Annotated in this window: 17 protein-coding genes; 11 read left to right on the top strand and 6 right to left on the bottom strand. The window is 34.6% G+C overall.

The window, feature by feature from the left end; genetic code table 11:
• Nucleotides 1-3: 3 nt before the first annotated feature.
• Genes C1A06_RS09070 through C1A06_RS09020 form a run of 11 tightly spaced genes read left to right on the top strand, consistent with a single transcriptional unit; the run spans nucleotide 4 to nucleotide 10,566 of the window.
• A complete protein-coding gene (locus C1A06_RS09070) occupies nucleotides 4-1,278 on the top strand; it encodes a hypothetical protein (protein ID WP_145996375.1) in 1,275 nt (424 codons plus the stop codon).
• Complete coding sequence (locus tag C1A06_RS09065; RefSeq protein WP_101689937.1) at nucleotides 1,265-2,224, top strand: polysaccharide pyruvyl transferase family protein; 960 nt, start codon at nucleotides 1,265-1,267, stop codon at nucleotides 2,222-2,224. The genes C1A06_RS09070 and C1A06_RS09065 overlap by 14 nt, the downstream gene beginning before the upstream one ends.
• Nucleotides 2,217-3,215: a glycosyltransferase family 2 protein gene (locus C1A06_RS09060; RefSeq protein WP_101689936.1), complete on the top strand. Its 999-nt coding sequence runs from the start codon at nucleotides 2,217-2,219 to the stop codon at nucleotides 3,213-3,215. The genes C1A06_RS09065 and C1A06_RS09060 overlap by 8 nt, the downstream gene beginning before the upstream one ends.
• Before the next feature lie 33 nt (nucleotides 3,216-3,248).
• Entirely contained in the window at nucleotides 3,249-4,253 is a 1,005-nt protein-coding gene (locus C1A06_RS09055) for a glycosyltransferase family 2 protein (RefSeq protein ID WP_101689935.1), read from the top strand.
• Nucleotides 4,254-4,259: 6 nt separating this feature from the next.
• On the top strand, nucleotides 4,260-4,841 hold the full coding sequence (locus tag C1A06_RS15190; protein ID WP_221405682.1) for a serine O-acetyltransferase: 582 nt from the start codon (nucleotides 4,260-4,262) through the stop codon (nucleotides 4,839-4,841).
• A 2-nt stretch (nucleotides 4,842-4,843) separates the two neighbouring features.
• Nucleotides 4,844-6,070 (top strand): hypothetical protein, encoded by a 1,227-nt coding sequence (locus C1A06_RS09045; protein WP_101689934.1) that lies wholly within the window; start codon nucleotides 4,844-4,846, stop codon nucleotides 6,068-6,070.
• Entirely contained in the window at nucleotides 6,067-7,245 is a 1,179-nt protein-coding gene (locus tag C1A06_RS09040) for a glycosyltransferase family 4 protein (RefSeq protein WP_101689933.1), read from the top strand. The genes C1A06_RS09045 and C1A06_RS09040 overlap by 4 nt, the downstream gene beginning before the upstream one ends.
• Nucleotides 7,246-7,255: 10 nt before the next feature.
• Complete coding sequence (locus C1A06_RS09035) at nucleotides 7,256-8,311, top strand: glycosyltransferase family 4 protein (protein ID WP_101689932.1); 1,056 nt, start codon at nucleotides 7,256-7,258, stop codon at nucleotides 8,309-8,311.
• Nucleotides 8,308-8,751 (top strand): glycosyltransferase family protein, encoded by a 444-nt coding sequence (locus tag C1A06_RS09030; protein WP_101689931.1) that lies wholly within the window; start codon nucleotides 8,308-8,310, stop codon nucleotides 8,749-8,751. The genes C1A06_RS09035 and C1A06_RS09030 overlap by 4 nt, the downstream gene beginning before the upstream one ends.
• Nucleotides 8,748-9,233 carry a glycosyltransferase gene (locus C1A06_RS09025; RefSeq protein WP_101689930.1) on the top strand — a complete coding sequence of 162 codons (486 nt, stop codon included), beginning with the start codon at nucleotides 8,748-8,750 and terminating at the stop codon, nucleotides 9,231-9,233. Before C1A06_RS09030 ends, C1A06_RS09025 begins: the two co-directional genes overlap by 4 nt.
• A gap of 10 nt (nucleotides 9,234-9,243) precedes the next feature.
• Complete coding sequence (locus tag C1A06_RS09020) at nucleotides 9,244-10,566, top strand: UDP-glucose dehydrogenase family protein (protein WP_101689929.1); 1,323 nt, start codon at nucleotides 9,244-9,246, stop codon at nucleotides 10,564-10,566.
• Between the two features lie 336 nt (nucleotides 10,567-10,902).
• On the opposite strand, the gene C1A06_RS09015 is transcribed toward C1A06_RS09020, so the two are convergent.
• The 6 genes from C1A06_RS09015 to C1A06_RS08990 form a co-directional block, all read right to left on the bottom strand.
• The gene (locus C1A06_RS09015) at nucleotides 10,903-11,943 is read right to left on the bottom strand and encodes an endonuclease/exonuclease/phosphatase family protein (RefSeq protein WP_101689928.1); all 1,041 of its coding nucleotides are present in this window, start codon (nucleotides 11,941-11,943) and stop codon (nucleotides 10,903-10,905) included.
• A gap of 63 nt (nucleotides 11,944-12,006) precedes the next feature.
• On the bottom strand, nucleotides 12,007-13,380 hold the full coding sequence (locus C1A06_RS09010) for a DUF5689 domain-containing protein (RefSeq protein ID WP_145996374.1): 1,374 nt from the start codon (nucleotides 13,378-13,380) through the stop codon (nucleotides 12,007-12,009).
• A 36-nt stretch (nucleotides 13,381-13,416) separates the two neighbouring features.
• Nucleotides 13,417-16,170 (bottom strand): carboxypeptidase-like regulatory domain-containing protein, encoded by a 2,754-nt coding sequence (locus C1A06_RS09005; RefSeq protein ID WP_101689926.1) that lies wholly within the window; start codon nucleotides 16,168-16,170, stop codon nucleotides 13,417-13,419.
• A gap of 88 nt (nucleotides 16,171-16,258) precedes the next feature.
• On the bottom strand, nucleotides 16,259-17,929 hold the full coding sequence (locus C1A06_RS09000) for a fimbrillin family protein (RefSeq protein WP_101689925.1): 1,671 nt from the start codon (nucleotides 17,927-17,929) through the stop codon (nucleotides 16,259-16,261).
• A 41-nt stretch (nucleotides 17,930-17,970) separates the two neighbouring features.
• Entirely contained in the window at nucleotides 17,971-19,551 is a 1,581-nt protein-coding gene (locus C1A06_RS08995) for a fimbrillin family protein (RefSeq protein WP_159461397.1), read from the bottom strand.
• Between the two features lie 307 nt (nucleotides 19,552-19,858).
• Entirely contained in the window at nucleotides 19,859-21,094 is a 1,236-nt protein-coding gene (locus tag C1A06_RS08990; RefSeq protein ID WP_101689923.1) for a phage tail-like protein, read from the bottom strand.
• Nucleotides 21,095-21,341: the final 247 nt, after the last annotated feature.

The following is a 21,341-nucleotide window of genomic DNA, read 5'->3' as shown; positions in this document are numbered from 1 at the left end:
GTAATGAATAACTTAAATATTGAATCCATTACAACAGAAGGCAATAGGCTTGATGTTTTATTTAAAACATCAAGTTCGGTCGCCAATTTTTTTAAGAATAATCATTTTTGGATAGAATATTCAGAACCAATATCGGATGCCCCCGAAGGTATAGCAGTTATCCCGTTTATCTGTAATATATTACCTGTAGTTTGGATTGCTAACATAGAGGTAAATTTGCCTGAATTAGATAAAACTTTTTTTGAATCTATAGAGGATATAAAAAAAAGTTACATGAAGATGTATCCGAACATCGATTTCAGGGGGAAGGTTGTTCCTCAGCGAATAGTAGATTATAGTAATACTGTTTTACAAAATGATGGAGCTGCATTATTTTTCTCAGGGGGGGTTGATGCTTTTGCTTCGTTAATAGAACATATTGATGAGAATCCAGATCTTCTTATCATTTGGGGTGCTGATGTCCAATTAGAAGATGTGAAAGGTTGGGTAAATGTAAAAACTCATATTTCAAATACTGCGAAAACGTTTGATCTAAAAGCGATAGAAATAAAGAGCAACTTTAGAATGTTCTTAGATTTATCTGGATTTGGAATACTCCAAAGTGAGTGGAATTATAATTATTGGGGATATTTGCATCATGGAATAGGTATTATTGGGCATGCTGCTCCATATGTATATCTAAAAGGATATTCAGCTACGTATATTGCATCTTCATTCTCTCCTGATACTCGAAAAAAAGACAGTTATGCTTGGGCTAGTGATCCAACGATAGACAATAAAGTAAACTTCTCGAATGCGAGAACATACCATGATATGGAAGAGTATACTAGACAAGGTAAGATTAATAAAATTGTTGATTTTAGCAATAAGTCTGATAAAATGATACAATTGAGAGTTTGTTGGGAATCTATTGGAGGAGAAAATTGTAGTCAATGTGAAAAGTGTTATAGAACAATAATGGGAATCATTGCGGCAGGTGGTAATCCTAATAGTTTTGGTTTTAAAGTAACGAAAAATACTTTAAGTAATATAAAAAGATATATTGTGTATAAGGCACATTTTGATTGGGTTAAATGCGAATTTTGGCAAGAAATACAAAGTCAAATTAGGATAGGAGAGATTATCCCTGAATATAAAGAACATATAAACTGGATCACTAGTTATGATTTCAATGAAGTTAATAACTCTCCTATTAAGAAAATTCGATTTTTTTTGGAACGAGTGAATAAGAAAGTAAAGAGAACAATAAAAACTTTAAAATATAATGGACTTTTCTGAAAAGGTGTTAGAATTATGCGAAATATTAGATAAATCACTGCTTTCTCGTATTTCGAAAAAGTGTATTTATTTAGATTTACCATATCATTTTAATATAGGAGATACCTTGATATGGGAAGGTACAGAGATGTTCTTAAAAAGTAATAATATATCATGTACATATAGAGCTTCATGCGACACGTATACTGCTCGAAGTATATCGCATCAAGAGACAATACTATTACATGGAGGAGGAAATTTTGGTGATTTATGGACTAAGCATCAAAATTTTAGATTAAGGATCATTAGCGAATTTCCGAATAATAATATTATCATTTTACCTCAAACTGTATTTTATAAAGATTTAGAGAAGGCAGTAAGTGATGGATTAGAGATGGGTAAACATCCAAATTTGACTATTTGTGCGAGAGATACTAATTCCTATGACTTTTTAAAGAAGTATTTCAAGAATAATCAAATTATTTTGGTTCCAGATATGGCATTTTATATTCCAGAAGCAAGATTAAGAAAGTATTGTACTCCTGCGATAAAAGAGTCTCTATTCCTTAAACGTACTGATAAGGAATTAAAGGATTCAGATCTTTATAAGAAAATTGTGCCTGAAAATAGTGATATTAGGGATTGGCCAAGTATGGAAAGTACAGATAATATATTATCTCTATACTATAAGATACAGCGGCTAAATAAGAAGATTGGAGGTAAATTCCTATATGTGACTGATTGGTATTGTCAAAAAATACTAAAAAAACATTTAATAAAAATTGGGGTCAAGTTTGTTAGTGAATATAAACAAGTTTATACAACTCGTCTACATGTAGCAATCTTGTCAGTTCTGCTTAATAAATCTTTCGTTTTTTTGGATAATTCATATGGTAAGAATAAAGGCTTTTATGAAACATGGCTTAGAGATTTAGATAATGTAAATTTTATCGAAGAAAATGATTAAAGTTTCAATAGTTATTCCCATATATAATGTTGAAAATTATATAGAGGGTTGTTTATTGTCAGTATATAATCAGACCTATAGAGCTATAGAGTGTATATTGGTTGATGATTGTACTCCTGATAGTAGTATCTCTATTGCTCAAAAACTAATTGCCTCGACTGATAGTAAGATCATAACAAAGATTGTTCGACATGATGTAAATAGAGGATTGTCAGCTGCTCGTAATACAGGATTGAGTGCTGCTACTGGAGAATACGTCTATTTTTTGGATAGTGATGATGAGATATATCCTCACACTATTGAATCAATGATCCAGCTTTGTGAAAAATACCCAAATGTTGATCTTGTACAGGGGAGTACTGCTGTTTTCCCTGATAGTAACTTAAAAAAGTGGCTTAATATCAAGGATAAAGATCTTCCAGAGTATTCTTCGGACCGTTTATGGATAAAAAAAGGCTTATTAAGAAGGACTCTTTTTTCGATGACAGCGTGGAATAAGCTGATTCGTAGAAAATTATTAATTGATAATAATCTTTATTTCAAAGAAGGGATAATACATGAAGATGAGCATTGGAATTTCTTTATCGCTAAATACGCTCAATCCATAGCGTTTTGCAAGCAAGATACTTATCGTTACAGAATAAACGATGCAGGAATAATGTCTGAAGGATGTAGTCCTAAAAGTATTTCTGGTTATAATATTATATTACAAGATATGTGTAATAATATTGATGACTTGTGTATAAATGAACAGAAAAGATGTATTCTAGACTTATGCTTAAATACGTATAATAAGGTGATTAAAAATAAAGATTTGAGTTACTTTATTCCTCAAATAAATAATAGGGTAAATGAAGTTAAGAAATTATATATAACTTCTTATATATTTCAAACTATTTTCTTTCTAAACAAGATAGATATATCAACTTCTGGTATGCCAAAATATTTTACAAATAAGATATTGCAGATCTTAAAGAAATTTTTACGCTGATAAATCATAGAGAAACTTGAAAGAATAGAACAGATGAATCCTAAAATATCAATTATTATTCCAATATATAATACTGAACAATACCTTGTTGAGTGTATTGAAAGTATATTGAATCAATCATTCTCTGATTTTGAGTTGATTCTGGTGAATGATGGAAGTACAGATGCTTCAGGAAATATTTGTGATCTTTATGCTTCGAAGGATGTTCGCATAAAGGTTTTCCATCAAGTAAATGGGGGTGTAAGTTCTGCTCGTAATATAGGGTTGGATAACGCTTTGGGTGATTGGGTTTGTTTTGTTGATGCAGATGACTATATTAAGCAAGATTTTCTCAAGAGTCTGATTGTGAAAGAATCAGATGATGTAGATATTATATATGGTAGCTGGCTATTATGTAGTAGTGATAAAACAGTTATCTCTGAGGGGCATGCGTTTGTTGAACAAAAATATAGTGGAAATACTTTTAAAAATGTGTTTGGTGAGACAAAGTTGATAAACTTTGGTTTCCCTTGGGCGAAAATATTCAGAAGACAAATAATTACAGAGAATTCAATCAGATTTAATCTGAAGCTTTCACTTTCCGAAGATAGATTATTTTTTTACCAATTTCTTTATCATACGAAAGGGATAATATTTGTGTCTACGCCTCAGTATTGTCATCGGAAAATAGGAGGGTTAGCAACAAAAGTGTACGATTACAAGAATGAGTCTTTTAGATATTCAGTAATTAATGCAGAAGGATATAAGTTAAAAGAGTATTTTAAAATGAGTAATAAGGAGTATTTCCCTTTTTTCTTATATCATATGACGTATATTTTTAGAATATGCTCAACTTTTGGGGCAAAAAAACAAAAGGATAGGGTATTGTTCTATGATCAAGTGGAAAATACTTTTTTTGATAAGGCGTACTTTAATTGGTTGAAAAAAGAGTATACTTTGATAAAGCTCTATAAAATGTTAGGTATTAAACGTTTTCTGTTTTGTTTTGGCTTATATTATATATTTGATTTTTATAATAAACTCTTGCTTTTAAAATAATAATTTATGGAGAAATTTTTTAAGCTTATCAAGGCTCCTTTATTCATTCCTCATTTTATCTTTTTCTTATTAAAAGATTACACTTTCAATAAGGAAGAGCTTCGTGTTTGGTGTGATTCTTTTAGTATTAAATGTAATTATCTTTCTTTTTTTAAAATTATAGTATCAAATATTGAATATCGGAGCGTACTCTATTATCGTATCGGATCAGCTTCTGGCTTATTGAGTTGGTATTCCCCAGGTATAAAGCCTTTTCATTTGAAATCAGATAAAAAAATAGGAGTCGGTCTCATTATCAAACATGGTCATTCAACTAGAATTCATCCAGAGTATATGGGTGAAAGGTGTAAGGTTTGGCACAACGTTACTATTGGGCGCGCAAGAAGTAAAGGAGCAAGACCTAGAATTGGCAATAATGTTGCGGTAGCGACAGGGGCTATCGTGCTCGGAGATATAACAATTGGTAGTAATGTTACTATCGGAGCGGGTGCTGTTGTTGTTAAAGATGTACCAGATAATTGTGTTGTAGTAGGTAATCCTGCTTGTATTGTCAGGAAAGATGGAGCGAAGGTTAATATTAAATTGTAGTTATGGGAGGACAGAAAGCCTTAAGCTTCTTATTCAAAATGAGTTTATTCTGCTCATTTTTGCATTCGATGCATTTTTATTACTTGTGGAATTTTCGATTAGGAATATTACAGGCTTTTTCTATTTTATTATTTATTCTATTGGCCCTTTTAACTAAAGAGGAATTGTTTCGACATTCTGTGAAAAGCCTTTTTGTTAGTTTATTTTTTCTCCTATGTCTATTCTTTTTTAATGATGGGCTTGACGATACATTTAAGATAATAGGTGCTATATCCTTTGCAATAGTAGTATATATTTTGCTAGGCTTAAAAGATAGTTATAGAAAAGAGATTTTTGATTTCTTTTATGTAGGGATATTCATAATATTATTACCATCTCTAATTGTTTTTATCTTAATTGGTCTAGGTCTTAATCTTCCGAGCGGAGGATTTGTGGTTTATCCTTCTGCCGATTTTTATTGGTATGTAAACTTTTGGTTTGTTTTGATCGGGACTTATGGTATTCGTTTTAATTCTCTATTCTGTGAGCCTGGTCATTTGGGTATGATTCTTGCTTTTTTAATTTTTATAAGAGGATATAATTTTAAAGACTTTAAGACCATAATATTAATACTCTCACTTATTCTTACTTTATCTTTAGCAGGTTATATCCTACTTGCTTTAGGATATGTTTTCAGATCACTCCAGTTTAATATAAAAAAAACTGTAAAGTATTGTTTTCTTTTTCTATTCGCAATTTCTATTAGCCTTATAGTTGTCAGAAATATTAATGGAGGTAATAATGTTATAAATGATCTTATTGTTGATAGGCTTGCTTTTGACGAGGAAACCGGGACTATTGCAGGGGACAATAGAGTTAGTGGTCATACAGACCTTATCTTTGAAGAAATTACATTTTATTCTTTCTTTTTTGGTTTAGATGATGATAGCTTTGATATGCTGCGAGGTGAGTCTATAAAAGGAGCAGGATATAAAATATTTATACTAAAGAATGGATTGTTGGGAGTTATGCTAACCTTTTTATTATATGTATTCTTTGCTTCATATTCAAGAAATAGACTATTAGCTTGGCTTTTACTATTCCTTGTCTCTATAAATTTTTTACAACGAGCATATCCATTCTGGAGTAGCCAAATTTTTATCTTTATAACAGCTATGTCTGTATTTACTATCGAAAAGTTAGTCATAGATAATGAAAATACTCATAAACATTTAATGGAAACGGAATGAAGATAGCTATCATTAATAATAAATTTTGGCCGGACACTAGTGGCGGCTCCCAAATATCAACCCGAATATTGGCTGAAAATCTGGCAGATAGAGGACATGAGGTTGTTGTTGTTACACTCTCTGAACAAGATACTATCACTCAATATAAAGGATTTGAAATTAGATATATTAAAATACCTTTTGGTATTCGTCAATCCTCTTTTAGTACTTGTAAAAAAATATTATATAGATTAATTGACCAATATAATATTTTTGCAAAGAATAAATTGGTATCTGTACTAAAAGAAGTACATCCTGATGTAATACATACGAATTGTATCGAAGGATTATCTGTAATGCTATGGGATATTGCTAAAAGTCTTCAAATTCCGGTAGTACATACAACTAGAGATTATTATCTTACTTGTATGCATGGTCTGCGTCGTAAATATAAAAAAACTTGCAATCAAAGATGTTTAGAGTGTAGATGCTTTTCTGCCCACAAATGTCGTAAGTCTGAGTCAGTTGCAGCTGTAGTTGGAATTAGTGACTTTATATTCAAGCATCATTTAAATAGAGATTTCTTTACTCGTACTCCAATTAAGGAAGTGATTTATAACCCAGTAGACTTTAGTTGTGATATAATAAAGGAAGTTGAAGATCGTAAAATTATTGGTTATATTGGTAGAATTGATAAACAGAAAGGAATTGAGTTTCTTCTTAACTGTTTCACTAAAGTTAACTGTGAAGATAGTAAACTGTTGATTGGAGGTGAAGGTGATGCTGGTTACGTCGATTATTTAAAAAAAACATATTCTGACGAGAGAATTAAATTTCTAGGTAAAGTTGATAGCTTTGAGTTCTACAAAAAAATTGGTATATTAGTAGTCCCTTCTTTATGGGAAGAACCCTTTGGAAGAGTAGTTGCAGAGTCAATAGCTTGCCGATGCCCTATACTTGTTTCAAATAAAGGGGGAATGCCTGAGGTAATAGAAAAAGGACATTATGGAATAGTTTTTAATACAGAAGATAGTTCTTTATTTAATTATTTAAATATGATATTAAAAGATAATGGAGATTTTTACAAAGAACTCTTGAAGATGGTTCCCAATAAATCACCTTTTGATATTAACAATATAATTAGTGACTATATAAAGGTTTATAAAAAAGCTATTTCAAAGTATTCAATAAAATAAGGGAAGTACTATGACTATTAATACAAAACAAGTACTAGTAATATCAGAGAGTTTGGAAGGAAAGGGAGGGGTAATATCAGTAGTACAAACTCTGGCTCCATTCTATTCTGAATTTCATCATATAGCCTCTACTTGTAATGGTAATTTTATTATAAAGATTTTTTACTTTGCTAGAGCGATTGTATTACTGAATTTCTATCTTGCGTTCAAAAATATTAGAATAGTACACATCCATACAGCGGCAAAAGGTTCATATTTTAGAAAAAGTATTTTAGGGTTATTTGTTAAGCTTTATAAACGAAGATTAATATATCATATACATGGGTCTGAGTTTAAAGACTTCTGTGGAAAATATAATTTCTTTAATTGGATTTCTAAGTCTTTAGGTTCAGCAGATATAATAATAGTTCTATCAAAATCATGGGAGAAATTCTTTAAAGAAGATTTAAAAATTACTAGTGAAGTTGTAATACTTAACAATATTGTAAATAAGGCAAAACAATTTGAAAAACAGGAAGCAGTATTTCCTTTAAAGCTTCTTTTCTTAGGACTAATTGGAAAAAGAAAAGGAGTTTTCGATTTATTACAAGTTGTAAGTGATAATAAAGAACTCTTGAGAGAGAAAGTTAATATTTTTATAGGAGGTAATGGTTTAACTGAAGAGCTTAAAAGCTTTATATATAAGAATGGTATAGATGATATTGTATTCTATGAAGGCTGGGTACAAGGTGAACATAAAGCAAGATTATTAGAAATGTCGGATATATATATATTGCCATCGTATAATGAAGGCTTGCCAATCTCTATTTTAGAAGCTATGAGCTATGGATTACCAATTATATCGACTAATGTGGGTGGGATACCAGAGGTTGTCTGTAATAATATTAATGGGTTGATTATTGAAGCTGGAGACTTAAAGGCAATATTAAACTCTATACTCTTCTTTGTAGAAGATATAAAACATATTGAGGAAATGGGAAGAAATAGTCTGTCTATAGTTAAGGATTATTTTCCAGATCATGTAATACCAATATTAAAAGATATATATATAAAATTAGATTCATGAAAATATTCGTAATTGCTTCTGCTGGAGGTCATTGGGTTCAGCTCCTGAGGCTATCTCCTGCTTTTGGAGGAGATGAATGTATATATGCAAGTACTAAAGATAGCTTTCAGAAATTTATTCCTAATAATAAATTCTATTGTATAAAAGATTTTAATAGAAACAACATGCTTGGAATATTGAGAACTAGCTTAAAATTATTTCAAATAATAAGAAAGGAAAAACCTAAAGTTATAATTACTACAGGTGCGGCTCCAGGATTAGTTTCATTATTTATAGGAAAATTATTGTCTAAAAAGACAGTTTGGATAGACAGTATAGCGAATGTTGAGGAGTTGTCTATGAGCGGTAAAATTGCAAGCTGTTTTGCTGATAGAGTTTATACTCAATGGGCACATTTATCTAATAATAAGATTTATTTCGAAGGAAACGTCATAGCATGATTTTTGTAACTATAGGAACGCAGGAGCCATTTGACCGACTAGTTGAGGCGATGGATGAGATTACTAAAGGTATTGATGAGGTAGTAGTAGTACAAACGCCTACAACAAGACTTCAGATAAATAATATGGAGGTTGTCGACTTTTTATCTCCTCATGAATATGATAAAATTTTGAATGATGCAAGACTGATAGTAAGTCATGCAGGTATGGGAACTATAATCTCTGCGTTAATGTTAAATAAGCCTATAATAATAATGCCTAGAAAGGCTAGTTTAGGAGAACATCGAAATGAGCATCAGCTAGCAACTTCAAAGAAAATGAAAGAACTACAATATACTTATGTGGCAGATGATGAAAACGAGCTTAAATTATTATTGCCGCAATTACTAAAAGACGATATAATTAAGCCAGCACACACGCCAATAGGACGGTATGCATCTAATGGATTAATCAGTTCTTTATCAGAGTTTATCAAAAAGTAAAAAGAATATAATGAAAACAGCAATAGTAGGAACAGGCTATGTCGGATTAGTAACAGGAACTTGTTTTGCAGAAATGGGAACAGATGTTACTTGTGTTGATATAGATGAAACAAAAATAGAGAATCTTCGAAATGGAATTATTCCAATATATGAACCCGGACTAGAGGATTTAGTCAAAAGTAATTATAAGTCAGGACGACTGAAATTTACTACTGATCTTTCGTCTGTTATAAATGATGTGGATATCATTTTTTCGGCTGTAGGAACTCCTCCAGATGAAGATGGTAGTGCGGATCTACGTTATGTATTAGATGTGGCCCGAACGATTGGACAGAATCTCAATAAATATATCGTTGTAGTGACGAAAAGTACTGTACCTGTAGGAACAGCTCAAAAAGTCAAGTCGGTAATACGAGAGGAACTTGACAAAAGAGGTAAAACAGATATTGAGTTTGATGTTGCTTCTAACCCTGAATTCCTGAAAGAAGGTGCTGCTGTTCAGGATTTCATGAGACCAGATCGTGTAGTCGTTGGTACCGAATCAGAAAAGGCTAAAAAAATGATGGAAAAACTCTACAGCCCTTTTATGCTGAATAACTACAGAATTATATTTACAGATATTCCATCAGCAGAAATGATTAAATACGCTGCTAATGCTATGCTTGCAACTAGGATAAGCTTTATGAACGATATTGCTAATCTTTGTGAGATAGTAGGGGCAGATGTCAATATGGTACGTAAAGGTATAGGTACTGATACTCGTATCGGAACAAAGTTTCTTTATGCAGGATGTGGATATGGAGGGAGTTGTTTCCCTAAAGATGTCAAGGCAATTATCAAGACTGGAGAGAAGTATGGCTATAAATTAGAACTGCTTGAAGCCGTTGAAAATGTAAACGAACGTCAAAAGCATATTCTTTTTCAGAAACTGATGGATTATTATGACGGGGATATAAAGGGAAAAACAATTGCTTTGTGGGGACTATCTTTTAAGCCAAGAACAGATGATATGCGTGAAGCTCCTTCTTTAGTTTTAGTAGATCAGATTTTAAAGGCTGGAGGTAGAGTAAAAGCTTATGACCCAATAGCTATTGAAGAAGCCAAAAGACGCATAGGCGATGTAATTACATACTCTAAGGATGCTTATGATGCAACAGTTGATGCAGATGCAATCTTATTGGTGACAGAGTGGAATGAATTCAGGCTCCCATCATGGAGTGTTATAAAGAAGACAATGAAAAAACCTGTAGTTTTTGACGGACGAAATATATATAATAAAAATGAGCTAAAAGAACTTGGTTTCGATTATTCAGGTATTGGAATAAGTATTTGATAAAATAAATGTGTAAAGAGATTCATTGAAAAATGAGTCTCTTTTTGTACCTTTGAGAGAATAGGAATTCTCCAAAGCAATTTCTAGCAAAATACTGTGAAATTTAGGTGACTTTTTAGAGATTATCACCAGATGAAGAAATGATATAAGCTTGAATTAAAGCATTATATATTTGTAGTTCGATTCCTGGTGGTACAGTGAAAAAATGAGCTTAATATCATATCTAAATTTCATAATACCTAGCAGTATAAAGTTAATTCCTTTGTATGAAATATATTGAAGGCGCCTTAGCTTAAGGCGCCTTTCTTGAGTATTAACATGATATTTTTCTGCGTTTTATATTTCTTTTACCATATAGATTAGGGTAGGGAAGTGATCGCTGTAGCCATTTATAAATTTCCCATCAGAGAAAGTCCTCATTGGATATCCTTTGTATTTCCCTTCTTTCTGGATTAAGAAGTCTCGATTGAAAATCTCAGCTTTCCAAAATTTCAGTGCCGAACGATCTTTCCCAAGTAGACTTTCTGATATGATTATTTGATCGAACAAATTCCATCTACCCTGATATGATAATGATCCTACGCCTTTATCGAAAAGCTCCCACATCGGATTAAATAGACCTCCGGACTTTACATCCTTTTGCTTTTTCTTCGCCTTTAGTACTACTCTACAACTCTTGTCGGTGGGATCATCGTTAAGGTCACCCATAATAACGATTTTTGCAGCAGGATTGTCTTTATATATTGAATCGGCGATATGTTTATTGATAGATGCCGCAAATTCGCGTAATTCTGAAGATTTGGAACCATAGCGTGAAGGCCAGTGATTGACCAAGATATGGAGTGGATCTCCTGCTAATTGACCGCTAACTAAGAGCACATCTCGAGTTTTGAACTCAGGATTATCAGGTAGAATATAAGGGTAAGCTTTTGATGACGTAACTTGAAATATTTTGGGATTAAACAAAAGAGCGACATCAACTCCTCTACGATCTGGTGAATCGTAATGAATTATATCAAGATTCATATCAGCAAGCTCTTTTCTAGCAACCAAATCTTCAAGAACTTTTCTATTCTCAATCTCGGAAACCCCAATTGCAGCAGGACCTGCAGGGCAATTTTCGCGTGCAAGCTTACTTATAACAGTAGCCATATTGCGCAGCTTTTTCTGATACTTGTCAGGAGTCCAATGATTTTTACCCTTTGGAGTAAATTCTTCGTCATTTATCAGAGGATCATCTTCTGTGTCGAAAAGATTTTCTAAGTTGTAGAATGCTACAGAATACACACCTAGCTTTTTCTCTTTATTATCCTGAGCTAACAAGGCAAGATTAAAACAAAGAAGAAAACTAAGGATAAATAATATAGTTCTTTTCATATTATATTTATTTTAGGCCAAATGTGCTACTTAATGTAGCACATTTGATATGTATCATCTAATTTATTTTGAAGGCTCTATCACAACAGTTCCGTCTCCAGTCTGAATCTTAATATTATCTAAGCGCATACCAAAGGTATTTCCTGTTCCTTCGCTCGAGAAGAACTCAATTTCAATATTTTCCTTTGCAGGTATGTCTTTCAATGTGACTGTGTATTGCTTGTTATCATCCCCTTTACTTCTAGCGATGACCTTATCAGGTACTGGAAGTACCTTTCCATCGCATTTGACTGTAACTACATTCAGATTTCCAGTAATTTCTTTATCAGGGTTCTCTCGATCAAAGAAGTTAGCTGCTAAAGTATACGTTAGAACTAAGTTATTTTTTCCTGCTGTATTAATACCTTTTATTGTTAAATATGCTTCTTTATTAGCTGGTAACCAGGCGAAAGCACCATCTTTATAGACTCCGATTGCTCGGATATCAGCATTGGAAGAAGCATCTGAATATGAAACAGGTGATTTGGCATCAAATTCTTTGTAGTCAGCAATCTTAATATTACCTCCAGCTTTTCCAAACGTTTCACTAAACACAGTTTCTCCTGAAGGATCAGGCTTATCTGGAGCAAGTATTTCATCATTCTTCTCAAAAACATCTTCCAAAGATCGAAGAGTAAGTTGCCAACTTCCATTATAGCGTCCTAATAATGCTGTTATGGATCCTTTTCCTTTAGGGAGAGTGTCTTTTGCAAATGTTGCATAAGAACTTGTGCGCAAGTCAATCGTATTCCCTTTAGCATCCTTGATGATTTCGCTTTTGTAATTTTCAGATCCTGAGTAGAATAAACCTTTACCTCCATTTGCGAAAGCAATGTTATTGAAACGTACGAGTCTGTTTACATATTTTTCAGGATCAACATCTAATGCGTTTATTTCATCTAATGTTACTTCTATTGGCTCTATCTTTGATTTGTCAGGCCATTTATTGAGATGTGTGACTCTAGAGAATGTTTCCCAATTGATGCGGTTTGCCTGACTGCCTTTATTACCTATTTGTAATTCTCCTCCATAGTTGACAATATACAAGCCATGTAGCTCAATGAAAATTTCTTGTCCGGGTCTGTAAATGCTATAAAGGCTGTTCTGATCGACACCTATATTAATACCTGCGGTTCCATCATCAATATAAAGTTGCTTGAATACGTTTCCTTCGGCATCATTACTTGTTACATAGCCTCTGACAACATAGTCTACATCGATTAATGTAGGATTATCTCTGTCTGAGCTAGGGAATTGCTTTTTCAAGTTTGCTATTGTAATATTTGCTTTACCGTCATATTGAGGCTCGCTCAATGGAGGAGCATCATAATCGCGTGTACAAGACACTATAGCCAATGATATTAATATCAGGTAAACTATTTTTCTTAAAGTATTCATATCTGATTGTTTTTATTGTTTACACTTTATACTAGCTTAGAATCTGTAACTCATGTTCAAGAAACAATTGAATCCTTGCATGTAATAATATTTTGACGCAAACTTGCGTGGTGATGAAATATCCATTCGACCTTGTTCGAATCCTCCAGTTCTGATGTTTTTGCGATTTGTGAGATTCTGGAATGAGAAGTTGAGGTTCAGCGTTTTATTGTTTGGTAAATAAAGTACCTTGCCTATCGATAGATCTAGGGTATAACTACTACCAAAACGTTCCTGATCTGTTAGTATATTGTATGCTTCCATTGTTTCAGGATTGTCAGGATGAACAGCTGCGTAGTTTGTAGCACCTCTTCTTAGAGGAGATATTTCGATGTAGTTTCTAGCAAAGCCATTCAAGTTGAGGCTTAAAAACCAATAGTCGTAAAAATAATTGATTCCTATTGTTCCTGCTATCTGAGGTGTACCTCCGACATAGTAATCGTTCAGATATGCGGTTTCTGTTAAGTCGGTCCCTTTTCCATCTTCGACTGCCATTTTAACACCATTCTCGAAGCTGATTAGTCCATCAGGATTATTGCTGTAATAGTATTCTGCTATAGTTCCTGCAAGGTCAATATTCCAATTGTTGTTTATCTGATAATTCAGACCAAGTTCAATACCTCTATTTACCTTATTCATATTCCAAAGGATATGGTTCACGAAAGTACCTTGACTGTCATGATAATAGCTTGTGCGATGCATCTGATCGTAGAAATTGGTTTGGAATAGGGATATTCTACCTTTCAACGATGGCAATGAAAATATATAGTTCAGATCGGCTGAAAATACTTTGCCACTTTCCAAATTGTCAATAGTCTCGTCAGTAATTCGTGGAGATATATAAGAAATGTTAGGAAGTGGAGCTTCTGTTGCATAGCTCACGTTAGCCGTAAACAGATGGCGTCCTGTAAGCTTATATGTAAGGCCTGCTTTTACGCCAATATCTGTAAACTTATGCTTTTTACCTTTACCTAGAGAATTGTCCTGATAGCGGCCATTTTGCATTTTACCGTCTCTCTGGAATTGGGTATACGTTACTTTGGTTCCATAGTATACGTCAAAATATCTTGATGAGTGATGATTCTGTACCCAAATGTTTGCAGAATTGATGTTCAGTCGGAAATCATATCCGAATACATCGTCTTTATATACTCTGCGACCGGGTTTCCTTACATCGTTTTCTTTGATATTAGGATATTCAACTAAGTTGATATTATCGTCTCTTTCTGCATACTTGTCAATATCGAGAAAGTAATTGGCACCTAGCATGTCGTCAATGGTCTTGAATTGCAATGACTTGGATGATCTTAATCCGATACCTGCTGTTAGTTTATTTCTTTCGCTTAACTGAGTATTGAGGGTCGAGTTTAATGATGTCTCGAAAAGGTCGCTTCTGCGCTCTTCGACCATATAGATACCCATTTCACCTTCATCGTTAGCTAATTTATTCATCATCCACATATCGTCCCATTTAACTTGGCGGATGCCCGAGCATTTGTGTTGCCACAAATCGGTATAATAGTCAAAGCTTTCTTGGTGCTCAGAATAGTAAGAAGGGAAATTACGATAATAATCTGGTCTTGGGTCTTTCCCTTTAAACCAGTTCATTGCTGTATTTCCGTATCTCTGATAGTGAATGCCTAAACCTGTAGTGAGTTTCGTTTTATCGTTTATCTTCCAAATATGTGACAGAATAGCTGTTGGATCGTAGGCGCGAACTGTACGGGCATTACGTTTTTTGCCGTCTTGCCATCCCCAGTTTGGATTGTACAGACTGTTTCCTGTCAGATCGTATGCTTCCTGATATGAAGCGTGTTGTTGTCCTCTTTCGACTGGTGAGCCGAAAGTGACGAACGATAAACTGTGTTTACCTTCTTGCCACTGTTTTTCGAGTGAAAAAGCGTATGATAGATTTCGGTAGAATGTACCATCAACAATTCCTTCGTGCGAGTAACGCCCTCCGACTGCAGCTGTAAATGCCCAACCATTGTCTTGCAGACCGGTTGAGTAACTGGCCATTCCCCGTAAATAATATATTCTGTTTGTGTATGAAAGTGTGACTTTTGCGCCTCTGGCATAATTGCTGGCGCGCATATTTATGTTTTCTGTACCTCCTAATGACCCGAATGTAAACTCGCTTGGGCCTAGGTAATTCACAACGTCTCCGTTGCGTGTAAGGTCGTTCAATGCACCGATCGATGCGAAGTTAAAAACGCCTCTGTTCTGGTCGTTGAAAAGAACGCCATTGATGTATTTCTGTTCATAAGTATTAGAATAACCTCTTACTTTGAAGCGAAGAGGCGATAGCTGATAGCGAACATTGCTGAGGTATTGGTCGTTAGATAGTAGTACGGCCGAACTAACTTCTTGCGACGAGCCATCGTCATCAAGCAGTGATTCGTCTGCCAGACCAATGAGAGCCATGTCCTGATTTTTTTCGACAGCAATTAGTTTTATATCTTTCAGTAATGTCACTGCATCAGGTTCGATGTGGATAGAGATTTCGCGAAAGACTACTGTGGACGAGCTGAAAGTCAATACATCTTGTCCTGCCGCTATACTGGTAAAGTGGAAGCTTCCATCGGCATCGGTCAAGACCGATAGACTTTGTCCTCTGACGGATACCTGTATTCCAGGTATAGCTTCGCCGGTTGCTGAATTTACAACATTCCCTCTTAGCTCGGTTCGCTGCTGTGCGTACGAACAGATACTGATTAGAAATATTGCAATTAATAGTATTTTATGTTTCATAGATAGTTGTTTTATTGACCTCAGACAAATAGATTCAAGAGATAGGTAGACGATTAGCTATAACACTAATCGTCTACTTATTATACACTTATTTTTTTCCTGTCAAAATAATATTATCTATACGGAATGCTTTTGTATTTACACTTGCAGCTCCATAGAATGTAATGCTAGTTGTACCATCAGGTATATCTAAGGTGATTGTTGTGTATGTATTTGTTTTCTCAAATGTAAAATCTGGTTGAGTAGCTAGAGGTGTACCATTTGCTAATACTTGTATCATTGAAGCATTTGTACTCGCTACTTGTGCTGCCATATCAAAAGAAAGTACAACACCAGTATAACCAGTTTCAATTCCATCTATATGGAATTCTGCATCCTTGTTTGCTGGTAACCAAAGAGCATTATCCATAGTTGAGGTATTTCTGATATCTGCATTATTATACTTGTCGGAATACGTAACGCCTGTCATCTCCCATCCTGTGAAAGCAGAAATCTTACTCCATCCAGCTGATGGTTTGTCATACCTTTCACCAAAACCTTCATTAAAGAATTCTTTTTCCTCACCTTGACTTTTCGCTTTCTGAGTAACTGTGATAGTTATCGGATCGATTCCAGCAGCTTTAGTAGTCGATGATGATGCAATAGTGATGCTAGCTGTGCGATCTGCACCAGTCGTGTTTTCTTCAGTAGTTGCGATTGTAATATCAGTACTACCTGTGCCTGAAGCAGGAGTTGCTGTTAACCATGTTTCAGACGCTGTTGCAGTCCAAGCTTCTGTTGCCGGAGCTGTTAGCTTAACAACACTGCTAGTTGTGGTTTCGTCAAATGAAATTGTTGGTTTGTCAACAACAAAACCTGGATTTTCATCTGGTGTCAATGTGATATCACCACCAGTATTACCTTCAATCCAATCTTCGATTGTAGCATTAGGGCTCAACAATGTAAGGCCAGTTAAAGATAGCTGTATATTGTACGTGTATTTCTTACCAGCTTCAAGTACTTGAGCGTCCGGTGTCCAAACATATGTTCTACCATCTAGCGTAAACGTCAATTTTGTAGTTGCAAGATCTTGTCCAGGAACTAAGATTGCATTAACTGATGCGCCAGTTGCTACGTTTACAGCCGGACTTATAGTTGCTTTAGTAGTACCAATTGTAGTAGTCCCATTTTTCAGATCGAAAGTACCATCTGTAATAACATCTGCCATGTTAAGACTTAATCCGTTAAGCGAACTAACTCCGTCGCCTGGGGTAACATTAAGTATTAATTGCGAAAGCATGTGCTTGAAGTTCATTTGAACAACAGCATTGTTTTTATCTGCATTTACAGCATTGTTGGAGTATAGCAGGTCAATGTTTGGAAGTGATGTTTGATCTGCTACGTTGATCGGATACTTGAAGTCGTTTATAGTAGCTTGTTGAGGATAATATGCAACAAAGTCGACTTTACTTCCATCTGCAGGCAGTTCGATACCTTGAGTTGCTGCTGTAAATATACCATCTCCGGTAGTTGTATATCTTACATTCAGATCACTGGCAGTACCTAGATCGGCTCCGGCAGCTTTCATGTATACACCGATAGCATCACCCGAACCCCACTCGGTTCCGGCAGCCTTAGTCATTTGCTCGCCAATGCTTCCGGCAAATTTGACGTATTTATCGTCTTTGCCGTTATAGCCCGTGCATTCGTCATCACTGCTACATGCTGTGAATGCAAGCGATGCCAAAGCAGCTGTAAAGAATAAATTGCGAATTTTCATAATAACATGTTTTTTGGGTTAATAAAATATTTAGGTCTGTGTCAATTCCACTTATTAGAAACTATCTGAGTCTTTGCTTCTTTAGGTATTGAAGGAAAGAATTCGAATCCAGTCATTTTCTCTAGTTCTTGTACTGTTAGTCTGTACTTGTTGTAGTCTTTGTCCGAATAAGACTTGTTATCCATCTTGAATGCTAATGTGTAATATGTGTCTCCATGCCTTTGGGCTAAAGCTTTGAAATGATATTTCGGTTTAGCTATCTGTTGACCCGAAGCATCATGAGCATACTCAATATTTTTATCTGTATCAGTAATTATCATTGCTCCGGTTACGACATACATTGTATCGCATCTAGAAGTCCATGTCCTTACTTGACCTTCTAGAGCAGCCCATATACTCTGATTGAAACTTGTACCTACTTGAGCTGTCATATTTGAATAATAAAAGGTCTTTATGTTTGTATTATAATCCTTAGTTCTATCCCCACTTGGTATTTGATGGCCTCTATCTAGATTAGATTCTTGGTAACTTTTCTTTAGATTTGGCTGAAAGTTATTTGGTATTTTGGGGTCATATGCCCATACATCATTTCTACCAGAACTGCCAAGGTAATATGAGTGAAGAGGGTAGGCTACCCAATAAGCAAGCTTATATTTTGTGTCGTACAGCATCGAATAGTTACGTATTTTATCGTCCGACATCATATGAGATACATACATTAATTCGTCCGATAAATTTCTCATTCGTGGTGTTTCTATCCAACCGAAATCTTCTTCTACAACTACGCCCGAAGCATCCAGTTTAATGTTAAAGGTGTATTTGCGGCCTTTTTCAAGCTTTGTTTCGCTAGGTATTGTCCATTTGAAGTTTGTGGTAACAGATGGTATGCTGAAAGTTATTTGACGTCCTTCGCCTCCATTGTCCGGCAATAAGATTGCTTCTGCATAAGCAGAGCCTGAATTTGTTGTTGTTTTTAGGTTGATAACTGCTGACGAATTTTCATCAATAGTAAGACTACCATTCGTTAGGTCGAAATTGGCTTTCGTTTTCAGTCCAGATGCTGCAACCGTTAGGTCATCTAATGTAATGTCATCACTTATGATGCTTATGTTAAAGCGGATAGTTGATAACTGATGTGTAAACGAAAGAGAATTGTTTATATTACTTCCACTAGCACTCACCAGATTATTTGAATACAGTAAGTCTATATTCTCTTGTATGCTTTGATCTGAAACATCAACATGATAAATATAATTTGTTATATCTGCTCTGTAAGGATAATATGCAATAAAATCGACTTTCGATTTGTCTTGAGGAAAATAAATAGCATCGGCAGTTGTTTCAGCTGTAAAAATACCATTTCCTGAAGTTTTGTGTGACATATTTGATGCTCCGTCTACTATATTCTGATCTGATAGAGTTGATCCTTCAGATTTCATAAATACACCAATCTTGTCTCCGTTGCTCCAAGATGAACCTGCTGCTTTTGTTGTATTTACTCTATAGCTGATGTCAGAGGCAAATTCTATAGGTGCTGGATCACTTGTATAATAATCGTCGTCGTTTTCACAAGCATAGAAAAAGAAAGACACAAACAAGATTCCAAGTAAAATACGATTCATTTTCATATTGTCAAATTTAGGGTCTGTTGTAAATAATTCCGAAGGCGTATGTGCGTGTGAGTACAAGTTTTATTTTAGATCTCACTTTCTCAAATATACATTATTTAATATAAATTAAAAAACGTGTTGATGTTTTTAACATGTTAATATATAGTTAAGCAATTTGGAGAAGGGAGTAACCTTGCAGATCACTCCCTTTATTAATCTATTCCAAAGCTAAAATAGTTGAATCAAAGATACACCTGCTTCGCAACATACGTATCTTAATCTAGTGATGGGTTATGGAAATGCAGCAATAGTCTAATTATTACAATTTCCAGTATATTAAAGATGTCCGAGCTGCACTCCCTTTACCGTATCTTTTGTATCCTATCAGATTCCAGTAACTGTTCTCAGAGTAATCATGAGTACTACTAGAACCAAGAGAATAGCCTGCAAATTTAATCTCAATTTTGTCTCCAATCTCACAATTTGGAGCTGTCATAGGAAGAGTATATGTAGAGGTAAACATTTCATCCTTGACGGCTCCCTTATGGTAGAAATTGATTTCTGCAGCATCAGTAAGTACTCCATTTTTATATAAGAAAAAGTAAAAGATAATCCCGCCTGATACATGGGGAGATTTGTTCATTTTTATTCTTCCGTATAGTCTTAATTGAAAAGCGTAGCTCCCTTTCGAATCAATTTCTATTTTTTCAAATGGTATTGTTACAGCTCCTCTGATTCCGTCTAAAGAAAGAGAGCCGTTGGTAAGGGTGTCGCTTGCGTCCGAGTATCCGCTGTTGACACCCTTATTCGCGTCCGCTGTCATTTCTGCTATACGACTTACCGTCGGTGAGGGAACTTCTGTCACAAGCTCTTTCCAAGAGGTACCATTCCATGTGTGTAAGCCTTCTTTCATAGCCGTATTCCCTGTATGGTATACGACCATTCCTGCATCAGATGAGCTGAGTGGAATGGTAGCTTTATCAGTTGGATCGGTTAAGGTTACACGAGGAGGCATAAAACCCTTATTTTTAGCTTCCAGTTTCAGTGCTGCATTCTGTGTGCTGAACTCCGCAAAGCTATACTCGTCTCTTGAAGAAATTTTAAACGTATGGCCATTCTGTTCTATATTTGTTACTTCGGATAAGCTCCCTCCCAGCTTCACTTTATTGTCTGTCGTCATTGTCAGGCCATTCGCAGCAGTGTATGTCTTTCCGGTAATCTGCCATTTTGCTCCGTCCCAAGTATATTGTCCAGGTTTGAATATTGTATTGTCTGTTATGTTGTATACAAGCAATCCTTTGTTTATCATTTTATCTGTTGAGCTTCCACCCCCAGCAATAAAAGGTTCTAAATCATCTAAATTTATAAGTTTTACACGAGGAAGGAGTAGCCCCCCAGATGTTGAGGTTATCCCGCCAGTTGGATCATCTTGTGTTTTAAGATCAAGGAGTGCTGCAGATGAAGGTTCAGAACCCGATCCGATAGTAACTTGTGAATGTAATTTTAAATTAGATATTAGTATGACAAGTAAGAGTAGAAAAATTGATTTTTTCATAAGATTTATTATTGTGTATAGTTTGAGTTTTTTGGGTGACCAAAGGTAGAGGATTGACAAAGAACACATTTCTCAGTATGTCAAAAATGTATTTCATTTAGACAATATGCCTGTCTTATTCAGACAAAATCGTATCTCATTCGAACAAAAGATGGCATTTGATACTATAAAATAGAGACTTCTCTTCTTTTTTGTATGATCTTTGTATTTTTATAAATTATATGTAGATGTATAGAATAAGACGAGT

This window comes from Dysgonomonas massiliensis, assembly GCF_900240225.1.
Taxonomy (GTDB): domain Bacteria; phylum Bacteroidota; class Bacteroidia; order Bacteroidales; family Dysgonomonadaceae; genus Dysgonomonas; species Dysgonomonas massiliensis.
Note: the sequence above shows the minus strand (reverse complement) of the source record. Positions and strands in the feature narration are given on the sequence as shown.

Excerpts from the sequence above, each read along its gene's own strand:
- C1A06_RS09070 (WP_145996375.1), top strand. The coding sequence starts at position 4 with ATGAATAACTTAAATATTGAATCCATTACAACAGAAGGCAATAGGCTT.
- C1A06_RS09065 (WP_101689937.1), top strand. The coding sequence starts at position 1,265 with ATGGACTTTTCTGAAAAGGTGTTAGAATTATGCGAAATATTAGATAAA.
- C1A06_RS09060 (WP_101689936.1), top strand. The coding sequence starts at position 2,217 with ATGATTAAAGTTTCAATAGTTATTCCCATATATAATGTTGAAAATTAT.
- C1A06_RS09055 (WP_101689935.1), top strand. The coding sequence starts at position 3,249 with ATGAATCCTAAAATATCAATTATTATTCCAATATATAATACTGAACAA.
- C1A06_RS15190 (WP_221405682.1), top strand. The coding sequence starts at position 4,260 with ATGGAGAAATTTTTTAAGCTTATCAAGGCTCCTTTATTCATTCCTCAT.
- C1A06_RS09045 (WP_101689934.1), top strand. The coding sequence starts at position 4,844 with ATGGGAGGACAGAAAGCCTTAAGCTTCTTATTCAAAATGAGTTTATTC.
- C1A06_RS09040 (WP_101689933.1), top strand. The coding sequence starts at position 6,067 with ATGAAGATAGCTATCATTAATAATAAATTTTGGCCGGACACTAGTGGC.
- C1A06_RS09035 (WP_101689932.1), top strand. The coding sequence starts at position 7,256 with ATGACTATTAATACAAAACAAGTACTAGTAATATCAGAGAGTTTGGAA.
- C1A06_RS09030 (WP_101689931.1), top strand. The coding sequence starts at position 8,308 with ATGAAAATATTCGTAATTGCTTCTGCTGGAGGTCATTGGGTTCAGCTC.
- C1A06_RS09025 (WP_101689930.1), top strand. The coding sequence starts at position 8,748 with ATGATTTTTGTAACTATAGGAACGCAGGAGCCATTTGACCGACTAGTT.
- C1A06_RS09020 (WP_101689929.1), top strand. The coding sequence starts at position 9,244 with ATGAAAACAGCAATAGTAGGAACAGGCTATGTCGGATTAGTAACAGGA.
- C1A06_RS09015 (WP_101689928.1), bottom strand. The coding sequence starts at position 11,943 with ATGAAAAGAACTATATTATTTATCCTTAGTTTTCTTCTTTGTTTTAAT.
- C1A06_RS09010 (WP_145996374.1), bottom strand. The coding sequence starts at position 13,380 with ATGAATACTTTAAGAAAAATAGTTTACCTGATATTAATATCATTGGCT.
- C1A06_RS09005 (WP_101689926.1), bottom strand. The coding sequence starts at position 16,170 with ATGAAACATAAAATACTATTAATTGCAATATTTCTAATCAGTATCTGT.
- C1A06_RS09000 (WP_101689925.1), bottom strand. The coding sequence starts at position 17,929 with ATGAAAATTCGCAATTTATTCTTTACAGCTGCTTTGGCATCGCTTGCA.
- C1A06_RS08995 (WP_159461397.1), bottom strand. The coding sequence starts at position 19,551 with ATGAATCGTATTTTACTTGGAATCTTGTTTGTGTCTTTCTTTTTCTAT.
- C1A06_RS08990 (WP_101689923.1), bottom strand. The coding sequence starts at position 21,094 with ATGAAAAAATCAATTTTTCTACTCTTACTTGTCATACTAATATCTAAT.